The organism is Mesorhizobium sp. WSM3873 (assembly GCF_001672445.1).
Taxonomy (GTDB): Bacteria; Pseudomonadota; Alphaproteobacteria; order Rhizobiales; family Rhizobiaceae; genus Mesorhizobium.
The window spans coordinates 121221-140458 of record NZ_LYTM01000007.1; the positions used below are offsets into that span (position 1 = coordinate 121221).

At 64.1% G+C, this 19238-nt stretch carries 19 protein-coding genes and 1 pseudogene; 14 read left to right on the plus strand and 6 right to left on the minus strand.

All coding sequences use genetic code 11. From position 1 onward, the window contains the following. Window positions 1-34 precede the first annotated feature (34 nt). Together A9K71_RS06790 and A9K71_RS06795 are read right to left on the minus strand one after the other, a co-directional pair. On the minus strand, window positions 35-340 hold the full coding sequence (locus A9K71_RS06790) for a hypothetical protein (protein ID WP_066992184.1): 306 nt from the start codon (window positions 338-340) through the stop codon (window positions 35-37). 227 nt (window positions 341-567) lie between these two features. Then, entirely contained in the window at window positions 568-1599 is a 1032-nt protein-coding gene (locus tag A9K71_RS06795) for a hydroxyacid dehydrogenase (RefSeq protein ID WP_066992186.1), read from the minus strand. A gap of 138 nt (window positions 1600-1737) precedes the next feature. Here A9K71_RS06795 and A9K71_RS06800 point away from each other — a divergent pair, with 138 nt between their 5' ends. The 5 genes from A9K71_RS06800 to A9K71_RS06820 all read left to right on the plus strand — a co-directional run bounded on the left by A9K71_RS06800 (window position 1738) and on the right by A9K71_RS06820 (window position 6620). Further along, window positions 1738-2811 carry a LacI family DNA-binding transcriptional regulator gene (locus A9K71_RS06800; protein WP_066992189.1) on the plus strand — a complete coding sequence of 358 codons (1074 nt, stop codon included), beginning with the start codon at window positions 1738-1740 and terminating at the stop codon, window positions 2809-2811. A 73-nt stretch (window positions 2812-2884) separates the two neighbouring features. Continuing rightward, a complete protein-coding gene (locus tag A9K71_RS06805; protein WP_245299546.1) occupies window positions 2885-3874 on the plus strand; it encodes a substrate-binding domain-containing protein in 990 nt (329 codons plus the stop codon). A gap of 124 nt (window positions 3875-3998) precedes the next feature. Continuing rightward, the gene (locus A9K71_RS06810) at window positions 3999-4991 is read left to right on the plus strand and encodes an ABC transporter permease (protein WP_066992192.1); all 993 of its coding nucleotides are present in this window, start codon (window positions 3999-4001) and stop codon (window positions 4989-4991) included. Continuing rightward, complete coding sequence (locus A9K71_RS06815) at window positions 4988-5764, plus strand: ATP-binding cassette domain-containing protein (RefSeq protein ID WP_066992195.1); 777 nt, start codon at window positions 4988-4990, stop codon at window positions 5762-5764. Before A9K71_RS06810 ends, A9K71_RS06815 begins: the two co-directional genes overlap by 4 nt. Before the next feature lies 1 nt (window position 5765). Next, window positions 5766-6620 (plus strand): sugar phosphate isomerase/epimerase family protein, encoded by an 855-nt coding sequence (locus A9K71_RS06820; RefSeq protein ID WP_066992198.1) that lies wholly within the window; start codon window positions 5766-5768, stop codon window positions 6618-6620. Window positions 6621-6625: 5 nt separating this feature from the next. Here the strand turns inward: A9K71_RS06820 and A9K71_RS06825 are convergent, their stop codons facing one another. Beyond that, window positions 6626-8284: a sulfatase-like hydrolase/transferase gene (locus tag A9K71_RS06825; protein ID WP_066992201.1), complete on the minus strand. Its 1659-nt coding sequence runs from the start codon at window positions 8282-8284 to the stop codon at window positions 6626-6628. Between the two features lie 145 nt (window positions 8285-8429). Between A9K71_RS06825 and A9K71_RS06830 the strand changes: the two genes are divergently transcribed. From A9K71_RS06830 to A9K71_RS29985, 5 genes and pseudogenes are all read left to right on the plus strand, one after another. After that, window positions 8430-9419: a sugar phosphate isomerase/epimerase family protein gene (locus A9K71_RS06830; protein WP_066992204.1), complete on the plus strand. Its 990-nt coding sequence runs from the start codon at window positions 8430-8432 to the stop codon at window positions 9417-9419. Further along, entirely contained in the window at window positions 9416-10285 is an 870-nt protein-coding gene (locus A9K71_RS06835; RefSeq protein WP_066992207.1) for a MurR/RpiR family transcriptional regulator, read from the plus strand. The genes A9K71_RS06830 and A9K71_RS06835 overlap by 4 nt, the downstream gene beginning before the upstream one ends. A 13-nt stretch (window positions 10286-10298) precedes the next feature. Next, window positions 10299-11234, plus strand: a complete 936-nt coding sequence (locus A9K71_RS06840; RefSeq protein WP_066992209.1) for a PfkB family carbohydrate kinase — start codon at window positions 10299-10301, stop codon at window positions 11232-11234. A 56-nt stretch (window positions 11235-11290) separates the two neighbouring features. Next, the gene (pcaD, locus tag A9K71_RS06845; RefSeq protein ID WP_066992360.1) at window positions 11291-12106 is read left to right on the plus strand and encodes a 3-oxoadipate enol-lactonase; all 816 of its coding nucleotides are present in this window, start codon (window positions 11291-11293) and stop codon (window positions 12104-12106) included. 60 nt (window positions 12107-12166) lie between these two features. Beyond that, window positions 12167-12328 (plus strand): annotated as a pseudogene (locus A9K71_RS29985) (4-hydroxybenzoate 3-monooxygenase); the annotation flags it as partial. Between the two features lie 12 nt (window positions 12329-12340). Here the strand turns inward: A9K71_RS29985 and pcaF are convergent. From pcaF to A9K71_RS06860, 3 genes are read right to left on the minus strand one after another with little or no spacing between them, the layout of a single operon-like run. Beyond that, entirely contained in the window at window positions 12341-13546 is a 1206-nt protein-coding gene (gene pcaF, locus A9K71_RS06850) for a 3-oxoadipyl-CoA thiolase (protein WP_066992212.1), read from the minus strand. Beyond that, window positions 13546-14346 (minus strand): CoA-transferase subunit beta, encoded by an 801-nt coding sequence (locus A9K71_RS06855; protein ID WP_066992215.1) that lies wholly within the window; start codon window positions 14344-14346, stop codon window positions 13546-13548. Before A9K71_RS06855 ends, pcaF begins: the two co-directional genes overlap by 1 nt. Next, on the minus strand, window positions 14343-15200 hold the full coding sequence (locus A9K71_RS06860; protein WP_066992218.1) for a CoA transferase subunit A: 858 nt from the start codon (window positions 15198-15200) through the stop codon (window positions 14343-14345). Before A9K71_RS06860 ends, A9K71_RS06855 begins: the two co-directional genes overlap by 4 nt. Window positions 15201-15391: 191 nt before the next feature. Between A9K71_RS06860 and A9K71_RS06865 the strand changes: the two genes are divergently transcribed. The 4 genes from A9K71_RS06865 to A9K71_RS06880 are packed head-to-tail and all read left to right on the plus strand — an operon-like array spanning window position 15392 to window position 19225. Next, complete coding sequence (locus A9K71_RS06865; protein WP_066992221.1) at window positions 15392-16117, plus strand: GntR family transcriptional regulator; 726 nt, start codon at window positions 15392-15394, stop codon at window positions 16115-16117. Window positions 16118-16119: 2 nt separating this feature from the next. Then, window positions 16120-17151: an ADP-ribosylglycohydrolase family protein gene (locus tag A9K71_RS06870; RefSeq protein WP_066992224.1), complete on the plus strand. Its 1032-nt coding sequence runs from the start codon at window positions 16120-16122 to the stop codon at window positions 17149-17151. Beyond that, a complete protein-coding gene (locus A9K71_RS06875) occupies window positions 17148-18122 on the plus strand; it encodes a PfkB family carbohydrate kinase (protein ID WP_066992227.1) in 975 nt (324 codons plus the stop codon). Before A9K71_RS06870 ends, A9K71_RS06875 begins: the two co-directional genes overlap by 4 nt. A 38-nt stretch (window positions 18123-18160) precedes the next feature. Continuing rightward, window positions 18161-19225, plus strand: coding sequence for an ABC transporter substrate-binding protein (locus tag A9K71_RS06880; RefSeq protein WP_066992230.1), 1065 nt, complete (start codon window positions 18161-18163; stop codon window positions 19223-19225). Window positions 19226-19238 lie beyond the last annotated feature (13 nt).

Below are 19238 nucleotides of genomic sequence, written 5' to 3' on the forward strand. Positions count from 1 at the left end.
ACGGGGCCGTTTTGCCGGTAGCTGCACTGACTGGTTACTTGCTGCCGCCGTTCTCCTTGACGCTGCTGCAGAACTCCGGATGGCTGTTGGCTGCATTGGCGTTCTTGGCCTCGTCCTCACAAGCCGTCATCATCGCGGTCTGGTCCTCCGGCGACATTGCCTTCCACGCCTTCACGAAGGCGTCCTTGCTGACCATCGTCTTCATGCTGGAGTCGGTGTAGAAGGGCTGCATCTTGGCCGGGTCATCCAGCGCCGACGTGCCGGTTTCGCTAGCGGCGAGAGCCGAGCCGGCAACCATCGAAAGGGTCATTGCGCCAAGGCAGATCATCTTGATGTTCATGACATAACCTCCTGTTTCTCCGGATCGTTCGAGAAACGATCGTGTCATCAACGGAAGGTCCGGATCAAAGTTCCTCTATTCCCGTGAAATGCAGAAAAAAATTCTGAAGAAAAAATGGTACCGAGAGGGCCGAAAACTCTCCGTGGTCCGGCCGTTAAGTTTGGTTGCACTACACCACGGGCGGCAATCATTAGCAGGAATGTTACGTTCCAGGCGACGAGGCGCGATCAGTTCCTGTCGACCGGCTTGGAGCGCATCCGTGAAACGGTCTCGCGCTCGGCGCGCTTGGAGCGCAGCGGCGGCAGACCGCGGTCGACGAGGTCCATGTCCTCCAGCACCATGTCGCCCATGCGCTTGAAGGCAACGTCGAGCGCGCCGGCGCGGTGGGCTGAGCGCAGAAAGCCGGAAAGCGAGCGCACCGGATGGTCCTTCGCCAGCGGCTCCTCGGGAAACACGTCGCTGGCCGCCACGACATGGCCGCTTTTGACCGCTTCCATCAGCGCCGGGAAATCGACGACGCCGGCGCGGCTGAGCAGGATGAAAGCGGCGCCCTGGCGCATCTTGGCGAAAGCGTCGGCGCCGAGAAAACCCTGGTTCTCGCTGGTCACCGAGGCGACGACGAAAACGAAATCGCTTTCCGACAGCACCCTTTCGAGCGAGGCCGGCTCGACGCCATGCTCCACCAGCACGGAAGGCGGTAGCCAGGGATCGAAGACCCTAGTGCGCGTTCGGAAGCCGGTCAGCAGCCGATTGAGAGCGCGGCCAAGATCGCCGAAGCCGATGATGCCGACATCCGAACCTGAGAGGAGTCGGGCCGTCTGGTTGCCGTCACCGCCCCATAGTTCCTTGCCTTGCCGGAAGGCGAGGTCGGCATCGACGATGCCGCGCGCCAGGTTTAGCGCCATGGCAAGGCCGAGTTCCGCCACCGGCTCCGCGAACACCAGGCCGGTGGTGACGACGTGAATGCCGCGGGCAAACAGCGTCTCATAGGGCATGTTGTTGATGAGATTGGTCTCGACGTTGAAGATGCAGCGCAGCGCTTTCAACCTCTCCAGCGTCTGAGGGGTGATCGGCGGCTGGCCGACGATGTAGCGGGCTTCGGCCAGCACATCTGTCGGCAACTCCGAGACGCCTTCCGGCGTTGTCTCGACGATGCGATATCTTTTGCGGAAAAGCGCCAGCTGCGGCGGCGTGAAGATCAGGTCGAGCGTGCGCGGTTCGGGTGCGCTGATCACCAGCGGCGAGGCTTTGTTGGACATGACGTTTCTCCCGGCGCGATTGGATCGCACCAATCATATCAGCGTTTTTACTCCCGATGAAACGATTTACAACAGCGAAAAATCGATTTATCGATTATGTTAACGAGAGGGCGACCACTCGCCTCCGGGAGAAGATTAATGGCGCAACAGCAGGCCCAGCAGCGGCGCGCGTCGATCCACGATGTGGCAAGCCAGGCGGGCGTGTCGGCGGCCACTGTTTCCAAGGTTCTTTCCGGCGTCACCACGGTAAAACCGGAAAACGCGCAGCGCGTCCTCGATGCCGTCGAGCTTCTGGGCTACCGCGTCGATCCGCTCGCCTCGGATATGCGCAGGGCCAAGCGTCGCATCATCGGCGCCATCATGCCGGAGTTCGAAAGCGAGTTCTTCGGCCAGATGGTGAGCGAGCTCGAAGGCCTCGCCGAGCAACGCGGCTATACGCTGGTCGCCGCCTCCAGCCGGGAATCGGAGCAACGTGAGAAGGAGATCCTCGCCCGCATGCACGACTGGCGCGTTGCCGGCGTCGTACTGGCGCCGGTGCGAAACGAGCACGGACCGGCGGCTGGTTTCATGAAAGCGAACGGCATGACAGGGGTGCTGATTGACCGCGTGCTTGCCGATGACGCCTTCGACACGGTTTCGGCCGACAGCGCGGCGGCAAGCGCCGAGGTGGCGCGCGCGCTGGTCAGCCAGGGCCATCGCCATGTTCTTGTGGTCGGTCTCGGCCAGCAGGCGGCGACCGTGCGCGCCCGGCTCGAAGGGTTTCGCAAGACGGCACTTGAGCTTGCGCCCGACATCAGGGTCGACGTCGTACTCTGCGAAAGCGATGTCGGGCCCTTGCGGACGCTGCTTCGCGATTATTTCAGCCAGCGGGAAGACGGCGGCGACAGGCCTACGGCGGTCTATTCGCTCTTCCTGAAGGGCACGCTGGTGGCGCTTTCGGAGTTTCGGCGGCGCGGCTGGCACTGCCCAAACGACATCTCGCTGGTCGGCTTCGACGACGCCGAATGGATGCAGGTGACGTGGCCGGCGATCGCCGCGGTGGTGCAGCCGGTGCGCGAGATCGCCGCCAACGCAATGGAGGTTTTGTTTCGCAGGATCGAAGGCGAGCGCGGCCCGCCGAGGGCGCGGCTCGAACCTTGCAAGGTGTTCATGCGGGAATCCGTTGGCTCGCCAGGCAGCGTCCCGCATTCCGGGGGAGGAGACCGACAATAACCCCCATTGTCGAAAACGGAAGAAGAGTGCCGGCCCTGGCCGAGGCATCCGGCGCAAACAAACGGAGGACGGAATGACATCGCTTTCCACAAAGATAAATCGATTTACTCTCGCATTGGGCGTGGCGCTTACCTTTGCCGCGGTCGGCACTGCTAAGGCCGAGGACGGCGAATATGGCGTGCTGATGAAGACCTTGGCCAATCCGTTCTGGGGCGCGATGGCGCAGGGCGTCGCCGACGGCGCCAAGGAAGCCGGCGTGAAATACTTCCAGCAGGCGGCCGAAAGCGACCAGGCGGCCGAGCCGCAGCTCAACCTCTGCAACACGATGCTCGAGCGCAAGCCGGTGGCGATGATCACCGCCGCCATCAACTCGACCAACCTCTTGCCCTGCCTGAAATCGGCGCAGGATGCCGGCATCAAGATCGTCGATCTCGACAACAATCTCGACCAGGCGGTTCTCGACAAGGAAGGCGTCAAGGTCACCTTCCATATCGGTTCCGACAACGTCGCCGCGGGTGCGCAAGGGGCCGAATATCTCGTCTCCAAGCTTGGCAAGGACGCCAAGGGTCCGGTGCTGGTGATCGAGGGTCTCTCAGGCAACATCACCGGCGAGAAGCGCGCCAAGGGCTTTGCCGACAAGCTCAAGGAACTGGCGCCGGGGCTCGAGGTGGTCGCCTCGCTGCCGGGCGATTGGGATCGCGGCAAGGCCGCCTCGATCGCCACCGACACACTGACGGCGCATCCCGATCTGGTTGCCATCTTCTGCGCCAACGACGGCATGGCGTTGGGCGCCGTGGAATCGGTCTACGCCGCCGGCAAGGGCGAGCAGGTGACGATCATCGGCGTGGACGGCAATGTCGACGCGGTGAAGTCGATCAAGGAAGGCCGCCTGAACGCTTCCGTCGCCCAGCTTCCCTATTTCGTCGGCAAGCAGGCGGTCGAGAACGTCAAGAAGGCGCTGGCTGGCGAGAAGGTCGAGGAAAGCATCGCGGTGCCCACCCTGGTGCTGACCAAGGACGTGCTCGACGCCGGCAAGGAGCCGATGCTGCAATATGTGAAGTAAGAGAAGGGAGTAGGGGAGTAGGTCCGTAGGGGAGTAGGAGGAGGAAGGTTTGCACTTCCAAGACCCGGCTCTCTCCCGTTCACTTCCCTATTCCCCTACTTCCCTACCCAGAAGGGTGAAAACCATGGCTTCCGAAACGGCGCAGCCCGGGTTTTGGGCTCGGGTGCAGCGCGCATCCGTCGAGAGGCTCCACATCAGGCTGGAGTCGCTGCTGGTGCTTGTGCTGCTGAGCGCGGCGATGGCGCTTCTGTCGCCTTTCTTCCTGTCGCTCAGCAATTTTCTCAACATCCTGCTCGCGACATCGACGATCGGCGTGCTGGCGATCGCCGCGACCTTCGTCATCGGTTCCGGTGGGCTCGATCTGTCGCTTGGATCGGTCATGGGCCTTGCTGGCGTGGCGGGAGCCTTCGTCGCCGTCAACCTCGGCTGGCCATCGGTGTTCGCGGTGATCGCCTGCATTCTGGCAGGAAGTATCGCCGGCTACATCAACGGCCAACTGGTCACCCGCGCCTTCGTGCCCGCCTTCATCGTCACGCTCGGCATGCTGGGCCTTGCGCGCGGGCTGGCGCTCGTCATCTCACAGGGCAGGGCGATCTACGGCCTGCCGCCGGAGATCGTCTATATCGGACAAGGGAGGCCGCTCGGCATTCCGATGCCCGTCATCATCTTCGTGCTGACGGCGATCGTCGCGCATACGGTGCTTGCCTATACGCGCTTCGGTCGCCACACGTTGGCGCTCGGCGACAGCGAAGGCGCGGCGCGCGCCGCCGGCATCCGCGTCGAGCAGCATCGCCGCATCATCTACACGCTCTCCGGCGCGCTTGCCGGGCTTGCAGGTCTCTTGTTCACCGCCCGCGTCAATGCGGGCGACCCGACCGCAGGCATCAACTATGAGCTCACCGCGATCACCGCGGCGATCATCGGCGGCACCAACCTGTTCGGCGGCCGTGCCTCGATCCTCGGCACCATGATCGGCGCTCTGATCATGGGCGTGCTGCAGAACGGGCTGACGCTGCTTGCCGTGCAATCCTATTACCAGCAGATGGCGATCGGCGCGGTTCTCATCCTCGCGGTCTTCATCGACCAGTATCAGGTGCGGAAGGAGTCGCGCGTATGACCCTGCTTTCGCTCCACAAGATCCGCAAAAGCTTCGGGGCGGTCGACGTGCTGCATGGCGTCGACCTGTCGGTCGCGGCCGGCGAGGTGGTCGGGCTGGTCGGCGACAACGGCGCCGGCAAGTCGACGCTGATGAAGACCATCACCGGCATCTACCGCGCCGACACCGGCTCGATCGAGTTCGACGGCAAGGACATCCTCGCCCTCGACCCCGGCCAGCGGCGCCGGCTCGGCATCGAGATGATCTATCAGGATCTGTCCTTGGCCAAGCAGCAGGACGTGGCCTCCAACATTTTCCTTGGCCGCGAGCCGACGAAAAGGCTGCTCGGCCTCTTCCCCGGCTTTGTCGACAAGACCGAGATGGATCGGCAGGCGGCGCGGATGATCGAGCGGCTCGGGGCGCACTTGCCGTCGATCAGTCGTTCCGTCGGCTCCTTCTCCGGCGGCCAGCAGCAGACGGTGGCGATCGCGCGGGCGCTCACCTTCAACCCGAAGCTCGTCATCATGGACGAGCCGACGGCGGCGCTCGCCGTGCGCGAGGTGCAGAGCGTGCTCGATCTCATCCGGCGGCTGAAGTCTGAAGGCATCGCCGTCATTTTGATTTCGCACCGGCTGAATGACGTGCTGTCGGTCACCGACCGCATCGTCGTGCTGCGCCACGGCAGGGCGGATGCCGATCTCGTCACCGCCAAAACCAACATGAACGAAGTCGTCAGCCGCATCGTCGGCGGCGGCGACACGGCCGCCGCGGCGGCGCACGAGCAACGAGGCTGATATGAATGTTTTCGGACTGCACACTTTCGCCATCGCTCCGGTCTGGGATCTGGCCCGCATCGAGCCGCAGATGGACCGGCTGAAGGAGCTCGGCATTGGCCTGATGGAGATCCCGCTGCTCAGACCTGAGGAGATCGACACCAAGCGCACGCGCGGTTTTGCAAACCATTATGGCGTGCAGCTCATTCCGTCGCTCGGCTTGCCGCGCGCACTCGACGTGGTGGAGCGGCCGGAAGAGGCGCTCGATTTCCTGCAGCCGGCCTTCAACGTCTGCAACGAGGTGGGCGCCGAGGCGCTCGGCGGCGTCACCTATGGCACGATCGGCAAGACCACCGGCCGGGCGCCGACGCAGCGGGAGATCGACGGCATGTGCCGCTTCCTCGAACGGGCGGCAAAGTCGGCGAAGGCCCGCAGCCTGAAGCTCGGCATCGAACCCTGCAACCGCTACGAGACGCATCTGATCAACCGCGGCATCGACGCGGCGCGCATCATCGAGCGCATCGGCGCCGACAACATCTTCATCCATCTCGACACCTACCACATGCATATCGAGGAAGAGAGCTTCGCGGCCGGCTTCGAGGCGGCGGCGCCCTTCCTCGGCTATGTCCATGTGTCGGAGGCCAATCGCGGCGTGCCGGGGCGCGGCATGCTGAACTGGGCAGCCTGCATGAAGGCGATCGCCGACATCGGCTATGAGGGCCCGATCACGCTCGAAAGCATGAACCATGTCGACGTCGACATCGCCGGCGGGCTCGCGGTATGGCGCCCGGTGGCGGAAGACCCGCGCGACGTCATTGAGGTTGGGCTGCCCTTCCTGCGCGAGGAAGCGAAGAAGGCAGGGCTGACACTCGGGTAACGAATCTACTTGCCCCGGCGCGTCAGCCAGCGGCGACGCGCCTCCTGCTGTTCGGCGAGTTCGGCCTCGTCCCAGTAGCCGATGAGCACGCCGGAGCCGATGATCGGGTCGAAATGCCCGACCTTGCCGTCGATCTCCGTCAGCCACTCGTCGGGGACGGTAATGCGGTTGTTGGGCAGCGCCAGCCAGCGCATCAGCATTTTGCGCAGCCGCTCGATATCGCCGGCGGCCGACGGCTCGCGGCCGAGGTCGCGCAATTCGCCGGGGTCGTTCTGGAGATCGAAGAACATCGGCTCGACACCTTCACCATGGACGAGTTTGAAGCGGCCGTCGGTGATCATGTAGAGCTTGCAGCCCGAAACCGGCATGGCGAGCTTCAGCCGCGCCGCATCGCCGCTGTAGTCATATTCGCTAACGGCATAGTTGCGCAGGCTCTTCCGCTCACCCGAAGTCAGCGACAGCAGCGAGCGGCCTTCGAGGACATGCGGCTTGGGCCTGCCGCCGAAATAATCGAGGAAGGTGGGCGCGAGATCGATCATCTCGACCAGCGCGTCCGACGTGGTTCCTCTTGTGACGTCGGCTTCCGAACGAGGATCGTAGACGATCATCGGCACCTTCACCGCGACGTCGTGGAACAGGTATTTCTCGCCGAGCCAATGGTCGCCGAGATAGTCGCCGTGGTCAGAAGTGAAGACGACAAGCGTGTTCTTGAATAGGCCGCGCTTCTCCATGAAGTCGAACAAATGGCCGAGCTGATCGTCGATCTGCTTGATCAGGCCCATGTAGCAGGGAACAACCGTTTCGCGGACCTCATCGCGCGAGAAGTTCTTCGAATACCGCTCCTGCTGGAAGGCTTCGAAGATCGGGTTTGGCGAGAAGCGCTCGGCTTCGCTGCGAACGGGCGGCTGGATCTCCGCCTTGCCGTACATGGCATGGTAGGGCGCCGGCACGATATAGGGCCAGTGCGGCTTGATGTAGGAAAGATGCGCGCACCAGGCTTCGCCCTTGGCCTCGGCGTCCTCGATGAAGCGCATGGCGCGGCGCGTCATGTAAGGCGTCTCGGAATGCTCCTCCGGAATGCGCGCCGCCTTGTCGGCATGGACGAGCAGCCAGCCGTTGAAATTCTCGCCATTCTCGCCTTCGCCGGAATTCGCCCAATGCTCCCAAGGATTTTCGGCCTCGAAGCCGTGCTGGCGCAGATAGGAGTCGTAGGCCGGATCGGGGTCGTAGCTGGTCGAGGGGTGCAGGCCGTCATCGCGCTCGAACGGCTCGAAGCCGCATTCCGCGACACGCACGCCGATGACGGAATCCTTGGCGATGCCGAGGCGCTCCATGCCTTCCTCGTCGGCCTTCATATGTGTCTTGCCGATGAGCGCACAACGCACGCCGACCTCGCGCAGATGGTCGCCCAGCGTAGGCTCGCCGACTCTGAGCGGCACGCCGTTATGCGTCGAGCCGTGCGAGCGGACGTAGCGGCCGGTATAGGCGCTCATGCGGGAGGGGCCACAGACCGTCGATTGCACATAGGCATTGGTGAAACGCACGCCGCGGCTGGCGAGCCGGTCGATGTTCGGCGTCGTCAGACTCTTGTGCCCGGCGCAGCTCAGATAATCGAACCGCAGCTGGTCGCACATGATGAAAAGGACGTTGCGTTTCGAGGTCATTGCTGCCCGTCGGAATGATTCTCGAACCCGGTAATGCCAGAACAATCAGCGCATGCCAACCAGGGCAACCAGCCTGTACAGCTCACCAGAGAACTTTACAAAATCATTTTTCCATGTGAAGTCTCAGGCATCCCAAGGATCCCAAATGACATCCCACCGTTTTGCCACCCGTCTCAATTCCTTCGCCTCGCGGCCTGAGGCGGAGTGGGCCGGGCTCACCGGGAAGCCCTCGGTGCTGCAGATGGCGGCGCGGGCGGCCAAGGTCGAGGGGCTCACCGATCTCGATCTCAACTATCCCGACCATATCGGTGAAAACCCCAGGGAAATCGCACGGAGGCTTGGTGATCTTGGGCTTTCCATCAATGGCTTCGCGATGCGCTACTATTCCAATCCCGCCTTCAAGCTCGGCGCGTTCACCAATCCCGATCCGGCAGTGCGGCGTGAAGCCATCGACCTCACCAAGGCTGGCATCGACGCGGCGCGAGAGGCCGGCGCCGGTCTCATGACGTTGTGGCTGGGGCAGGATGGTTTCGACTACGCTTTCCAAGCCGACTACGCGACACTTTGGCAACACGAAATCGACGGTATTCGTGAAGTTGCGGCGCATGACCCCGATTGCGCCATCAGTCTCGAATATAAGCCGAACGAGCCGCGCTCCTATTCGCTGATTCCGGATGCCGCGACCACGTTGCTGGCGATCCGCGAGGCCGGCCTGCCCAATCTGGGCGTCACTCTCGACTTCGCGCATGTTCTTTATGCCGACGAGCAACCGGCCTTTGCCGCCGCTCTTGTCGCCCGTCACAGCAGGTTGCTCGGCGTTCATCTCAACGATGGCTACGCCAAGCGCGACGACGGCCTGATGGTCGGCGCCGTGCACACGCTGCAGACCATCGAGCTGCTGCGCCAGATACGCAGGGACGGCTACGCCGGTGCCATCTATTTCGACACCTTTCCGGACATGACCGGTCTCGACCCGGTGCGCGAATGCGAGGTCAACATCGCCACCGTCAAGCGCATGTTGCGGGTCGTCGAGCGGCTGGAGCGGGACAATCGGTTGGCGGCTGCCCTCGATGGGCAGGACGCGGTTGCCTCGCAGGCTATCGTCCAGGAAATTCTGCTCGGAGCTGCAGGATGACGTCCGCGGATCTCCGGGCCGTGGGGCCGCGCATCCGCATGATGATGCCGCATCTGACACCGCTGGAGGCAAAGGTGGTGGAAACCGTGTTCGGCCGCCGCGGGTTCGACGAGACGATCCCTTTGAAGGAGATCGCTGACGAGGCCGGCGTCTCCGAGGCGATGGTGGTGAAGATTGCCAAGAAGCTGGGCTTCTCCGGCTATCGCGACTTCCGGACGGCAGTCTGCGAATACAGCCGCTCGCCGACCGCGGAGATGCACCGGGAACTGTCCGTCGACGACAGTTCGGCCGATATCGTGCAAAAGGTCTTCCGCACTTCCATACAGGCGCTGGAGGAAACGCTGGTGATCCTTGACATCGGCAATTTCGACCGGGCCGCCGACCTCATTTATCGATCCAGAAATCGCGACTTCTACGGCGTCGGCGGCTCAGCTCAGATCGCCCGGGACGTCTCGCACAAGTTCCTGCGCATCGGCATCCGCGCGGCGGTTTACGACGATTCCCACATGATGCTTATGTCGGCCTCGCTCCTCGGCGCCGAAGACATTGCCGTCGGCTTTTCCCATTCCGGCAACAGCAGCGCGGTGATTGATGCCGTTCAGCTCGCCAAGAAGAACGGCGCCCGCACGCTTGCCATAACCAACTACGCCAACTCGCCGCTGGCAGCCGAGGCGGATGTCGTGCTCTGCTCGACCGCGCGGGGGTCGCCGCTGATGGGCGAGAATGCGGCCGCCCGTATCGCCCAGCTCAACATCCTGGATGCGCTGTTCGTCGCGGTGGCGCAGCGCGACTACCAGGCGGCGGAGCACAATCTCGGCCGCACCATGTCGGCAGTGACGTCGAAACGGCGAGACAAGTACAGATGAAAGATCGTCGCGGATGAGCGTTGCTTCAGCGGGGCTGGTGGCCGTGTTCGGCAGCCTGCATTACGACATCCTGGTCGACGCACCGGATCGTCCGCGCAAGGGCGAGACGGTGACCGGTTTCGGCTGGCAGCCGAAATGCGGCGGCAAGGGCGGCAATCAGGCTCTGTCGGCGGCGCGCGCGGGGGCGAGGTCGGCGATGATCGGCGCCGTCGGCGACGACGATTTCGGCCGTGCGCTGCTCGCCAATCTCAGCCGCAGCAATGTCGATCACCGCTTCGTGCGAGTAGAACCGGGGACCCGATCAGGCATGAGCGTGGCCATCTTCGACGACGATGGCGACTACGGCGCGGTGATCGTTTCCGGCAGCAATCTGATACTCGGCCAAAAGGGTGTCGCGGGGGCGGCCGGTGTGCTCGCGCAGGCTGAGGTGCTGTTGCTGCAGAACGAAGTTCCGGAAATCGCCAACATCGCTGCCGCGCGCGCGGCGAAGGCTCATGGCTGCTGCGTCGTGCTCAACGCGGCGCCGGCCCGGCCGCTGCCCGCCGAACTCACCGGGCTCGTCGACATCGTGATCACCAACGCCATAGAGGCGGAGTTCCTGGCCGGCATTCCGGTCGTCGACACGCTTGAAGGCGCAGCTGAGGCAGCGCGGCAATTGGCAATCGTTTATCCGGCTGCAATCGTCACCGCCGGCGGCGATGGCGTCGCCTATCACGATCGCGATGGCCGCGCCTTTGCGCTTGCTGCCATTCCGGTGAAGGTGGTCAGCACCCATGGCGCAGGTGACGAATTCGTCGGTGCCTTTGCGGCTGCGCTTGCTCGCGGCGAGCCCACCGAGGCCGCCATCGCCGCCGCGAATGCCGCCGCCGCCCTGCTGGTCTCGACGCCGGAGGCGGATCGCCAGACGCCCCCTCAAAAGATCCAAGGCGGCGTGCACCGTCCAGAGTAGCCCTCGGTTTACCGATCTAGACAACTGGTGCAATGTTGGTTTGGAGGATCGAGATCGTGCCATTCGTCAGTATCGGCGGCGTTGCGTTGCACCATCGCCTTATCGTCGGGACGGCTGCTGCGCGCCCGATCATCTTCATCAATTCGCTCGGCACCGACTTGCGGATCTGGGACGATGTCGTCGCACGGCTTGCCGGTGAGATGCCGATGCTCGTCTATGACAAGCGCGGCCACGGACTTTCCGACATCGGCAGCGGCGTGCGCTCGATCGACGACCATGTCGACGATCTGAGCGCGCTCATCGATTGCTTCGGCTTCCAGAAGGTCGTGCTTTTTGGCCTGTCGGTCGGCGGCATGGTCTCGCAGGGGTTCTATGCACGGCGGCCCGAACTCGTCGAAGCGCTGATCCTCAGCGACACCGCGCACAAAATAGGTACCGCCGAGAGCTGGAACAGCCGCATCGCAACGGTCGAGCGTGACGGTATCGAGGCGATTGCCGATGGCATCATGAAGGTGTGGTTCACGCCGGATTTTCATGCCAACCGCGCCGCCGAGCTTGCCGGTTGCCGCAACATGCTGACCAGGCAGGCGCTGCCAGGTTACATCGGCACGTGTATGGCGGTTCGCGACGTGGATTTCACCGACAGCGCGCGCCGCATCGCGGTGCCGACGCTCTGCATCGGCGGCGACCAGGACGGTTCGACGCCGCCCAATCTCGTGCGCTCGCTTGCCGACCTGATCCCCGGCGCGCGCTTCGAGCTGATCCGCGGCGCCGGGCACATTCCCTGCATCGAGCAGCCCGACGCGGTCGTCGCCCTGATCCGCGCCTTCGTCGCGTCGTTGCCTGAGGGAAAGCATCTCCATGGGCGATGACGCAAACAATACCAACCGATACCGGACCGGGCTCGAGGACGACGCATCGCAATCGATTGCGAGGCGGTGCGCTTCTCCTGGTGGATGACGACGATCCTCCACCGCTTCCCCGAGGGGGGTGAGTTCGGTCAGCGCATCCAGGAAGCCGAGCTCAATTATCTCGTACACTCCAACGCCGCCTCGACCGCGCTGGCGGAGAACTATGTCGGCCTGCCTTACTGAGCGGGCCGAGCGTCAGACCCGTTCCAGTGCAATCGCAATGCCCTGGCCGACGCCGATGCACATGGTGGCCAAAGCGCAGCGTCCGCTGCGCTCGCGCAGCTCCAGCGCCGCCGTGCCGGTGATGCGCGCGCCCGACATGCCAAGCGGATGACCGAGCGCGATCGCGCCGCCGTTGGGGTTCACATGCTCCGCCTGCTCGGAAATTCCGAGTTCGCGCAGCACGGCAATGCCTTGCGAGGCGAAGGCTTCGTTCAACTCGACGACGTCGAATTGGTCAGGCCTCAAGCCGAGACGGGCGCAGAGCTTTTTGGTTGCCGGCGCGGGACCGATACCCATGATGCGCGGCGCGACGCCGGCAACAGCACCGCCGAGAATGCGGGCGATCGGCGTCAGGCCATGTTTCCTGGCCGCCGCTTCGGAGGCGATGATCAGCGCGGCAGCACCGTCATTGACGCCGGAGGCGTTGCCGGCGGTCACGGTGCCGCCCTGGCGGAACGGCGTCGGCAGCTTGGCCAGCGCCTCGATGGTCGTGCCGGCGCGGGGATGCTCGTCCTTCGAGACGACGATTGGCTCGCCTTTTCTTTGCGGGATCGCCACCGGCGTGATCTCCTTCGCCAGCCGGCCATTGGCCTGCGCCGCAACAGCCTTGTCCTGGCTGCGCGCGGCAAAGGCGTCCTGGTCGGCTCTGCTGACCGAAAACTCCTCGGCGACGTTCTCGCCGGTCTCCGGCATGGAATCGACGCCGTACTGCTTCCTCATCAGCGGGTTGACGAAGCGCCAGCCGATGGTGGTGTCGTAGATTTCGGCATTGCGCGAGAAGGCGGTGTCGGCCTTCGGCATGACGAAGGGCGCGCGGCTCATCGATTCCACCCCGCCGGCAATCATCAGCTCGGCCTCGCCGGCCCTGATGGCCCGGGCGGCGATGGTGACGGCATCCATGCCCGAGCCGCACAGCCGATTGACCGTCGAACCCGGAATGTCCTGGGGAAGGCCGGCCAGCAGCAGCGCCATGCGGGCGACGTTGCGGTTGTCCTCGCCGGCCTGGTTGGCGCAGCCAAAGACGACGTCGTCGACGGCGGCCCAGTCGACGCCCAGGTTGCGCTCGACCAACGCCTTCAGCGGAATGGCGGCGAGATCGTCGGCTCGCACCGAGGATAGCGCGCCGCCAAAACGGCCGATCGGCGTCCGGATGTAGTCGCAGATGAAGGCATCAGTCATTATGCAGCTTTCCCTTTGGCGGTACCCGCATGCGCGGCCTTGCTGCGCGCCTGCAAATCGCGCAATGTCTTCAGCTCGAGTTCCGTCGGCACCGGCGTCTCGTCAAGCGCCTCGGCAAACTTTGCTTCCCAGCCACAGGTCGCCTGCACCTCTTCGCGGGCGACGCCGGGATGCAGCGACACGACGGTGAATTCCTTGGTGACACGGTCCGGCTTCCAGACGGCGAGGTCGGTGATCAGCAAGGTCGGACCGGCGGTGTCGATGCCGAGCCGCTTGCGGTGGTCACCGCCTTCGCCATGGCCGAAGGAGGTGAAGAAGTCGATCTTTTCGACCATGCCGCGCTTCGACTGCGCCATGGTGATGTAGACCTCTCGCGAGGAGGTGGCGATTTCCGGCGCGCCGCCGCCGCCGGGCAGCCGCGTCTTGGGATGCGCATAGTCGCCGATGACCGTAGTGTTGATGTTGCCGAATTTGTCGAGCTGGGCGGCGCCTAGGAAGCCTATCGAGATGCGGCCGCCTTGCAGCCAATAGCGGAACATCTCCGGCACCGCGACGGTGGTGACCGCCGTCTCGCACAATTCGCCGTCGCCGATCGACAGCGGCAAAATGTGGGGCGCGGAGCCGATGGTGCCGCTCTCGTAGATCAGCGTGATGTCCGGCGCATGGGTCAGCCGCGCGACATTGCAGGCGGCCGACGGCGCCCCGATGCCGACAAAGCAGACATCGTCGTTCTTCAGCGCACGGCTGGCGGCGATCGTCATCATCTCGTTGGGGGTGAAGCACAGATCATTCTCGCTCATGCGGCTTTCCTCAGATGCTCGACGCGAGCCGCGAAGTCGTCTGCGCTGCTCTCGATGACGTTCTTCTGCATCCATGCCTGGAAGCGGTCGCGGTCGGCGGCGATCTCGTCCCATTCGAGATAGGCGGAGTTGTCGCGCTCGTAATAGCCATGCGTGTAGGACGGATGGGAGCCGCCCGGCACGATCGAGATTGCCGCGATCGTCCAATTCGGCAGCACCGTCAGATTGGGGTGGAGATCGTCGAAACTGTCGACCACTTCCTCGACGGTCACCACCGCGCGTTTGGCGGCGAGCACGGCCTCTTTCTGGATGCCGATGATGCCTTCGACCAGCACATTGCCTTTGCGGTCGGCCTTCTGCGCGTGGATGAAGGTGACGTCGGGCCGGATCGCCGGAACGGCGGCCAGCACCTCGCCGGTAAACGGGCAGGTTATGGACTTGATGTTTGCATTGACGGCGGCAAGGCCTGCGCCGCGATAGCCGCGGAACACCGCGCAGGGCAGGCCGGCGGCCCCCGCCTCATAGGCGTTGGCCATGCCGGCATGGCTGTGCTCCTCGACCTCGATCGGCCGCGGAAAGCCGTTCTCGATGGCGTCGCGAACGCGCCTGAGCAGGCCGACGCCGGGATTGCCGAGATAGGAGAAGACGATCTTCTTGGCCATGCCCATGCCGATCATCTGATCGTAGATCAGGTCGGGCGTCATGCGGATCAGCGTCAGGTCGCGAAAGCCCTGGCGGATTGCCTCATGCGCCGCGGCGGTCGGAATCAAATGGGTGAAGCCCTCGAAGGCGACCGTATCGCCATCGTGCAGAGTCTCCGCAACGGCCTTTTTCAGCGGCAGGAAGTTGACCATCGTCCATTGCTCCGGAGATCAAGGTTCATATCGGAGCATATGAGAGCGCCCCTCTCGCGTCACTATGAGGATGCCTGCAGTCAGATGAGGTGCAGCGCAAAACATCCGGACATGCACGACGTGGCCGTTGACGCTTCGTCTCAGATACGCTAATGAACAGGATTATACAGGTTCATTGAACAGGTATCTATATGGCCCGTCGCGCGACGCAACTCACTCCCGGCACGGGCAAGCCCGAGCAGATCGCGACGGTTCTGGAGCACGAGATCCGCTCAGGCGTGCTCGGCTTCGGCGATCGCCTGCAGAGCGAGAACGAGCTCGTCCAGCGCTTCTCGGTCAGCCGCAACACGGTTCGCAAAGGGCTGGAAGAGCTTTCAAGCCGCGGCCTCATCACCACCAAGGTCGGCATCGGGTCCTTCGTCACTTTCGACGGCATGCCGGTCGATGACGCGATCGGCTGGTCGCGCGCGCTCGCCAATGCGGGCGCCAATGCCGAAACCCGGACGCTTAGGCTCGAGATCATCGAGGATGCCGAGCTCGCGGCAAAGCTCGGTGTCGAGAGCTCGTCTTTCATCGCCGTCGATCGCGTCCGTACCAATGCCGATGACGGCCATGCGATCTCGATCGAACGCAGCCGCCTGCCACTGTCGCCCGAGCTGGAAGACGTGCCGCTGCGCGGGCTTCGCGAAGGCTCGCTGCACCAGACGCTGCGCGGGGCAGGGCTGGTGTCCGACCATGGCGAGGAGTGGGTCGACATCGAGATGCTCAGCGCTGCTGATGCCGCCATCCTCGATTGCGCGCCGGGCACGCCGTTCCTCAGGACGCGGCGGCTGACGCGCGCCGCCGACGGCCGCGCCATCGAATTCGTCACCAGCCTGCTCAACCCGGCGCATTTCGCGCTGCATCTGGAGTTCTGAGCATGGCGGCCGACGCGATCGACCGGGCGATGGGCGCGCTGATCGGCGGCGCGCTTGGCGATGCGCTGGGCATGCCGACACAGCTTCTGTCGCCCGCCCGCATCGCCGAGCTCTATGGCCATGTCGAGGGTTTCGTTGCGCCCGCCGTCGACCATCCGGTGTCGAAGGGGCTGCCGGCAGGTGCCATCACCGACGACACCGAGCAGGCCCTGCTGCTCGGCCGCATCCTGGTCAGCTCCGGCAATCGCTTCGACCATGCGCGATGGGTCAACGCGCTGCTCGACTGGGAGCGCGACGTCAAGGCGCGTGGCAGTTACGACCTGCTTGGACCGTCGACCAAGCGGGCCATCGACGCCATCAATAACGGCGTGCCGGCGGAAGAAGCGGGGCGAACTGGCGACACCAACGGCGCCGCGATGCGGATTGCGCCGGTCGGCATTATGATCCGCCCGGAGCCGCTCGATGCCCTGGTTGCGAAAGTCGCGGAAACCTGCCGGGCTACGCACAATACGTCGATTGCGATTGCCTCCGCAGCCGCAGTTGCTGCCGCGGTCAGTCTCGGTGTTTCGGGCGCCGACTGGCGCGCTGCTTCCGGCCATGCCGTCGCGGCGGCAAAGCTTGGTGCCGCGCTCGGTCACTGGGTCACCGGCGGCGACATCGCCGAACGCATCCTCTGGGCGCAGGAACTTGTGCGCGGGAAGCGCGACAAAGAGGCGATCCGGTTGATCGTTGACCTGATCGGCACGGGGGTCGCCAGCCAGGAGTCGATTCCTGCAGCATTCGCCGTGCTGGAGGTTGCCAACGGGGATGCGTGGCGAGCGGCAGTGATCAGCGCCAATCTCGGCGGCGACACCGACACCATAGGCGCCATCGCCGCCGGCATGGCGGGCGCCTGTTCGGGCCTGTCGGGCCTGCCGCAAGATCAAATCGCGGGACTGAAGGGCATCGATCTCGCGGAGGTCGAGCCGTTGGCCAATGATCTTGTCGCGGCGCGCATGGCGAAGGCCCGTGGCGGCAAGGAGGACGCCGCATGAGCGGGCGCCTCGTTCATGTCGGCAGCGCGGTGGTCGACTATGTCTATCGCATCGACGCTCTCCCGGCGGCGGGCAGCGAAAAGACCGCGACGAGCTATTCGCGCGTCGCCGGCGGCGGCTTCAACATGATGGTCGCGGCGAGCCGCACCGGCATGAAGGTGGTGTTCGGCGGACAGCTTGGCATCGGGGCAGACGGCGACTTCCTGCGCGCGGCTTTCGCCGCTGAAGGCATCGAGACGCTGACGCCGCCGTCACCCTTGATGGACAGCGGCAATTGCGTCGCCATGATCAGCAGCGATGCGGAACGCACCTTCGTCTCATGGCCGGGCGCGGAGAGCGTGCTGACACCGGACATGATGGTGCCCGTCCAAGTCATTCCGGGCGATTGGGTTTTCACCTCCGGCTATACGTTGAGCTACCCTGGCAGCCGCGAAGCGCTCGTCGACTGGATCGAGGCGCTGCCGGAGGAAGTTCCCGTAGTCTTCGATCCGACGCCTGTGATCGGGGAGATTCCGCGCCCGATCCTGGAAAGGGTGCTTGCCCGCACCGACTGGCTGAGCTGCAACGCCGACGAGGCCGCCGCAATAGCCGGCCGTGGCGACGCGCAGACCGTCGCGATCCGGCTTCTGGCCGAACACTGCCCAAAAGCCGCGGGCGTCGTGATCCGCGCCGGCGCGCATGGCTGCCTTGTGCGGCTGGCAGAAGGCGGCACGCACGCGATCCCCGGCTTCGCGGTCAGCGCCGTCGACACCAATGGTGCCGGCGATACGCATATCGGCGCCTTCGTCAGCGCATTGTCGCGCGGCCTGTCGCCCTGCGAAGCGGCGCGCTACGCGAACGCCGCGGCGGCCGTTTCCGTCACCCGTAATGGCGGCTCGTCCGCGCCGACCGACAGTGAGATCCAGGAATTCCTAAGTCATCGCGATCAAGGAACGATAGCGCATGGCCGGGAGGACGCGACTGCAACTTAACAAGCCCATCAACTGGGCCAACAATGAGAGGAAAAAACATGCGCATGCCCAGACTCACCGCTTTTCTGACGGCGACCGCCGTCTTCGTCTCAGCATTCACGTTTGCCGCCCAGGCCGCCGAAGAAGTGCATGTGCTCAACTGGAAGGGCTACGGCGCCGACGAGCCATGGGCGGTCGCCAACTTCGAGAAGGCGACCGGCTACAAGGTCGTCAATGATTTCTTCAACTCCGAACAGGAGATGCTGACCAAGCTGAGGACCAATCCCGGCCTCTACGACGTCGTCATGATCAATGCCGCCTTCAACGATCAGGCGATGGCCGGCAAGCTGATCCAGCCGATCGATACATCGAAGCTCTCCAACTATGCCGATATCGCCAAGGACAAGGCCGGCTCGCCGATGCTGAACCATGACGGCAAGGTCTATGGCGTGCCGTGGGTATGGGGCCTGACCGCTCTAGCCATCAACGAGAAGTCGTTCGACAAGCCGCCGACGAGCATCGCCGAGATGTGGGATCCGGCCCATAAGGGCCGCGTCATCATCCGCGACGACGCCGTCGAGGCGGTGCAGTTCGGCGCCATCGCATCGGGGCAGAACATCAACGACATCAAGGATATGGGCGCGGTCAAGGCGAAGCTCACCTCGCTGATGCCGCAGATCAAGACCTTCTGGAGTTCGGAGAACGACTGGAACCAGATGGTTGCCTCCAACCAGATCGATATCGGCACCTACTGGAGCGGCTCCGCCGACCGCGCCAAGACGCATTTCAAGCTGCCGGTCTCGCTGGTCATCCCGCAGGAAGGCGCCGTCGCCTGGCTGGACGCCTTCTCCATCCCGGCCGGTTCCAAGAATGTCGCCGGCGCCGAGGCCTTCATAAACTACATGATCGACCCGAAATTCTATGTCGAATGGGTCACCAAGGTCGGCGCGCCGGTTTCGGCCAACACCAAGGCGGTCGAGGCGCTGCCCGAGGACGCCTTCAACCGAAAGGTCATGGGCAGCCCAGAGGTCGCCAAACGTATCCAGTTTCAGGCGCCGGTCACCGATGAGCAGCGCGAGAAATACCTGGCACTTTGGCAGGAGCTGAAGGTCAACGTGAAATAGTTGGCGTCTTACG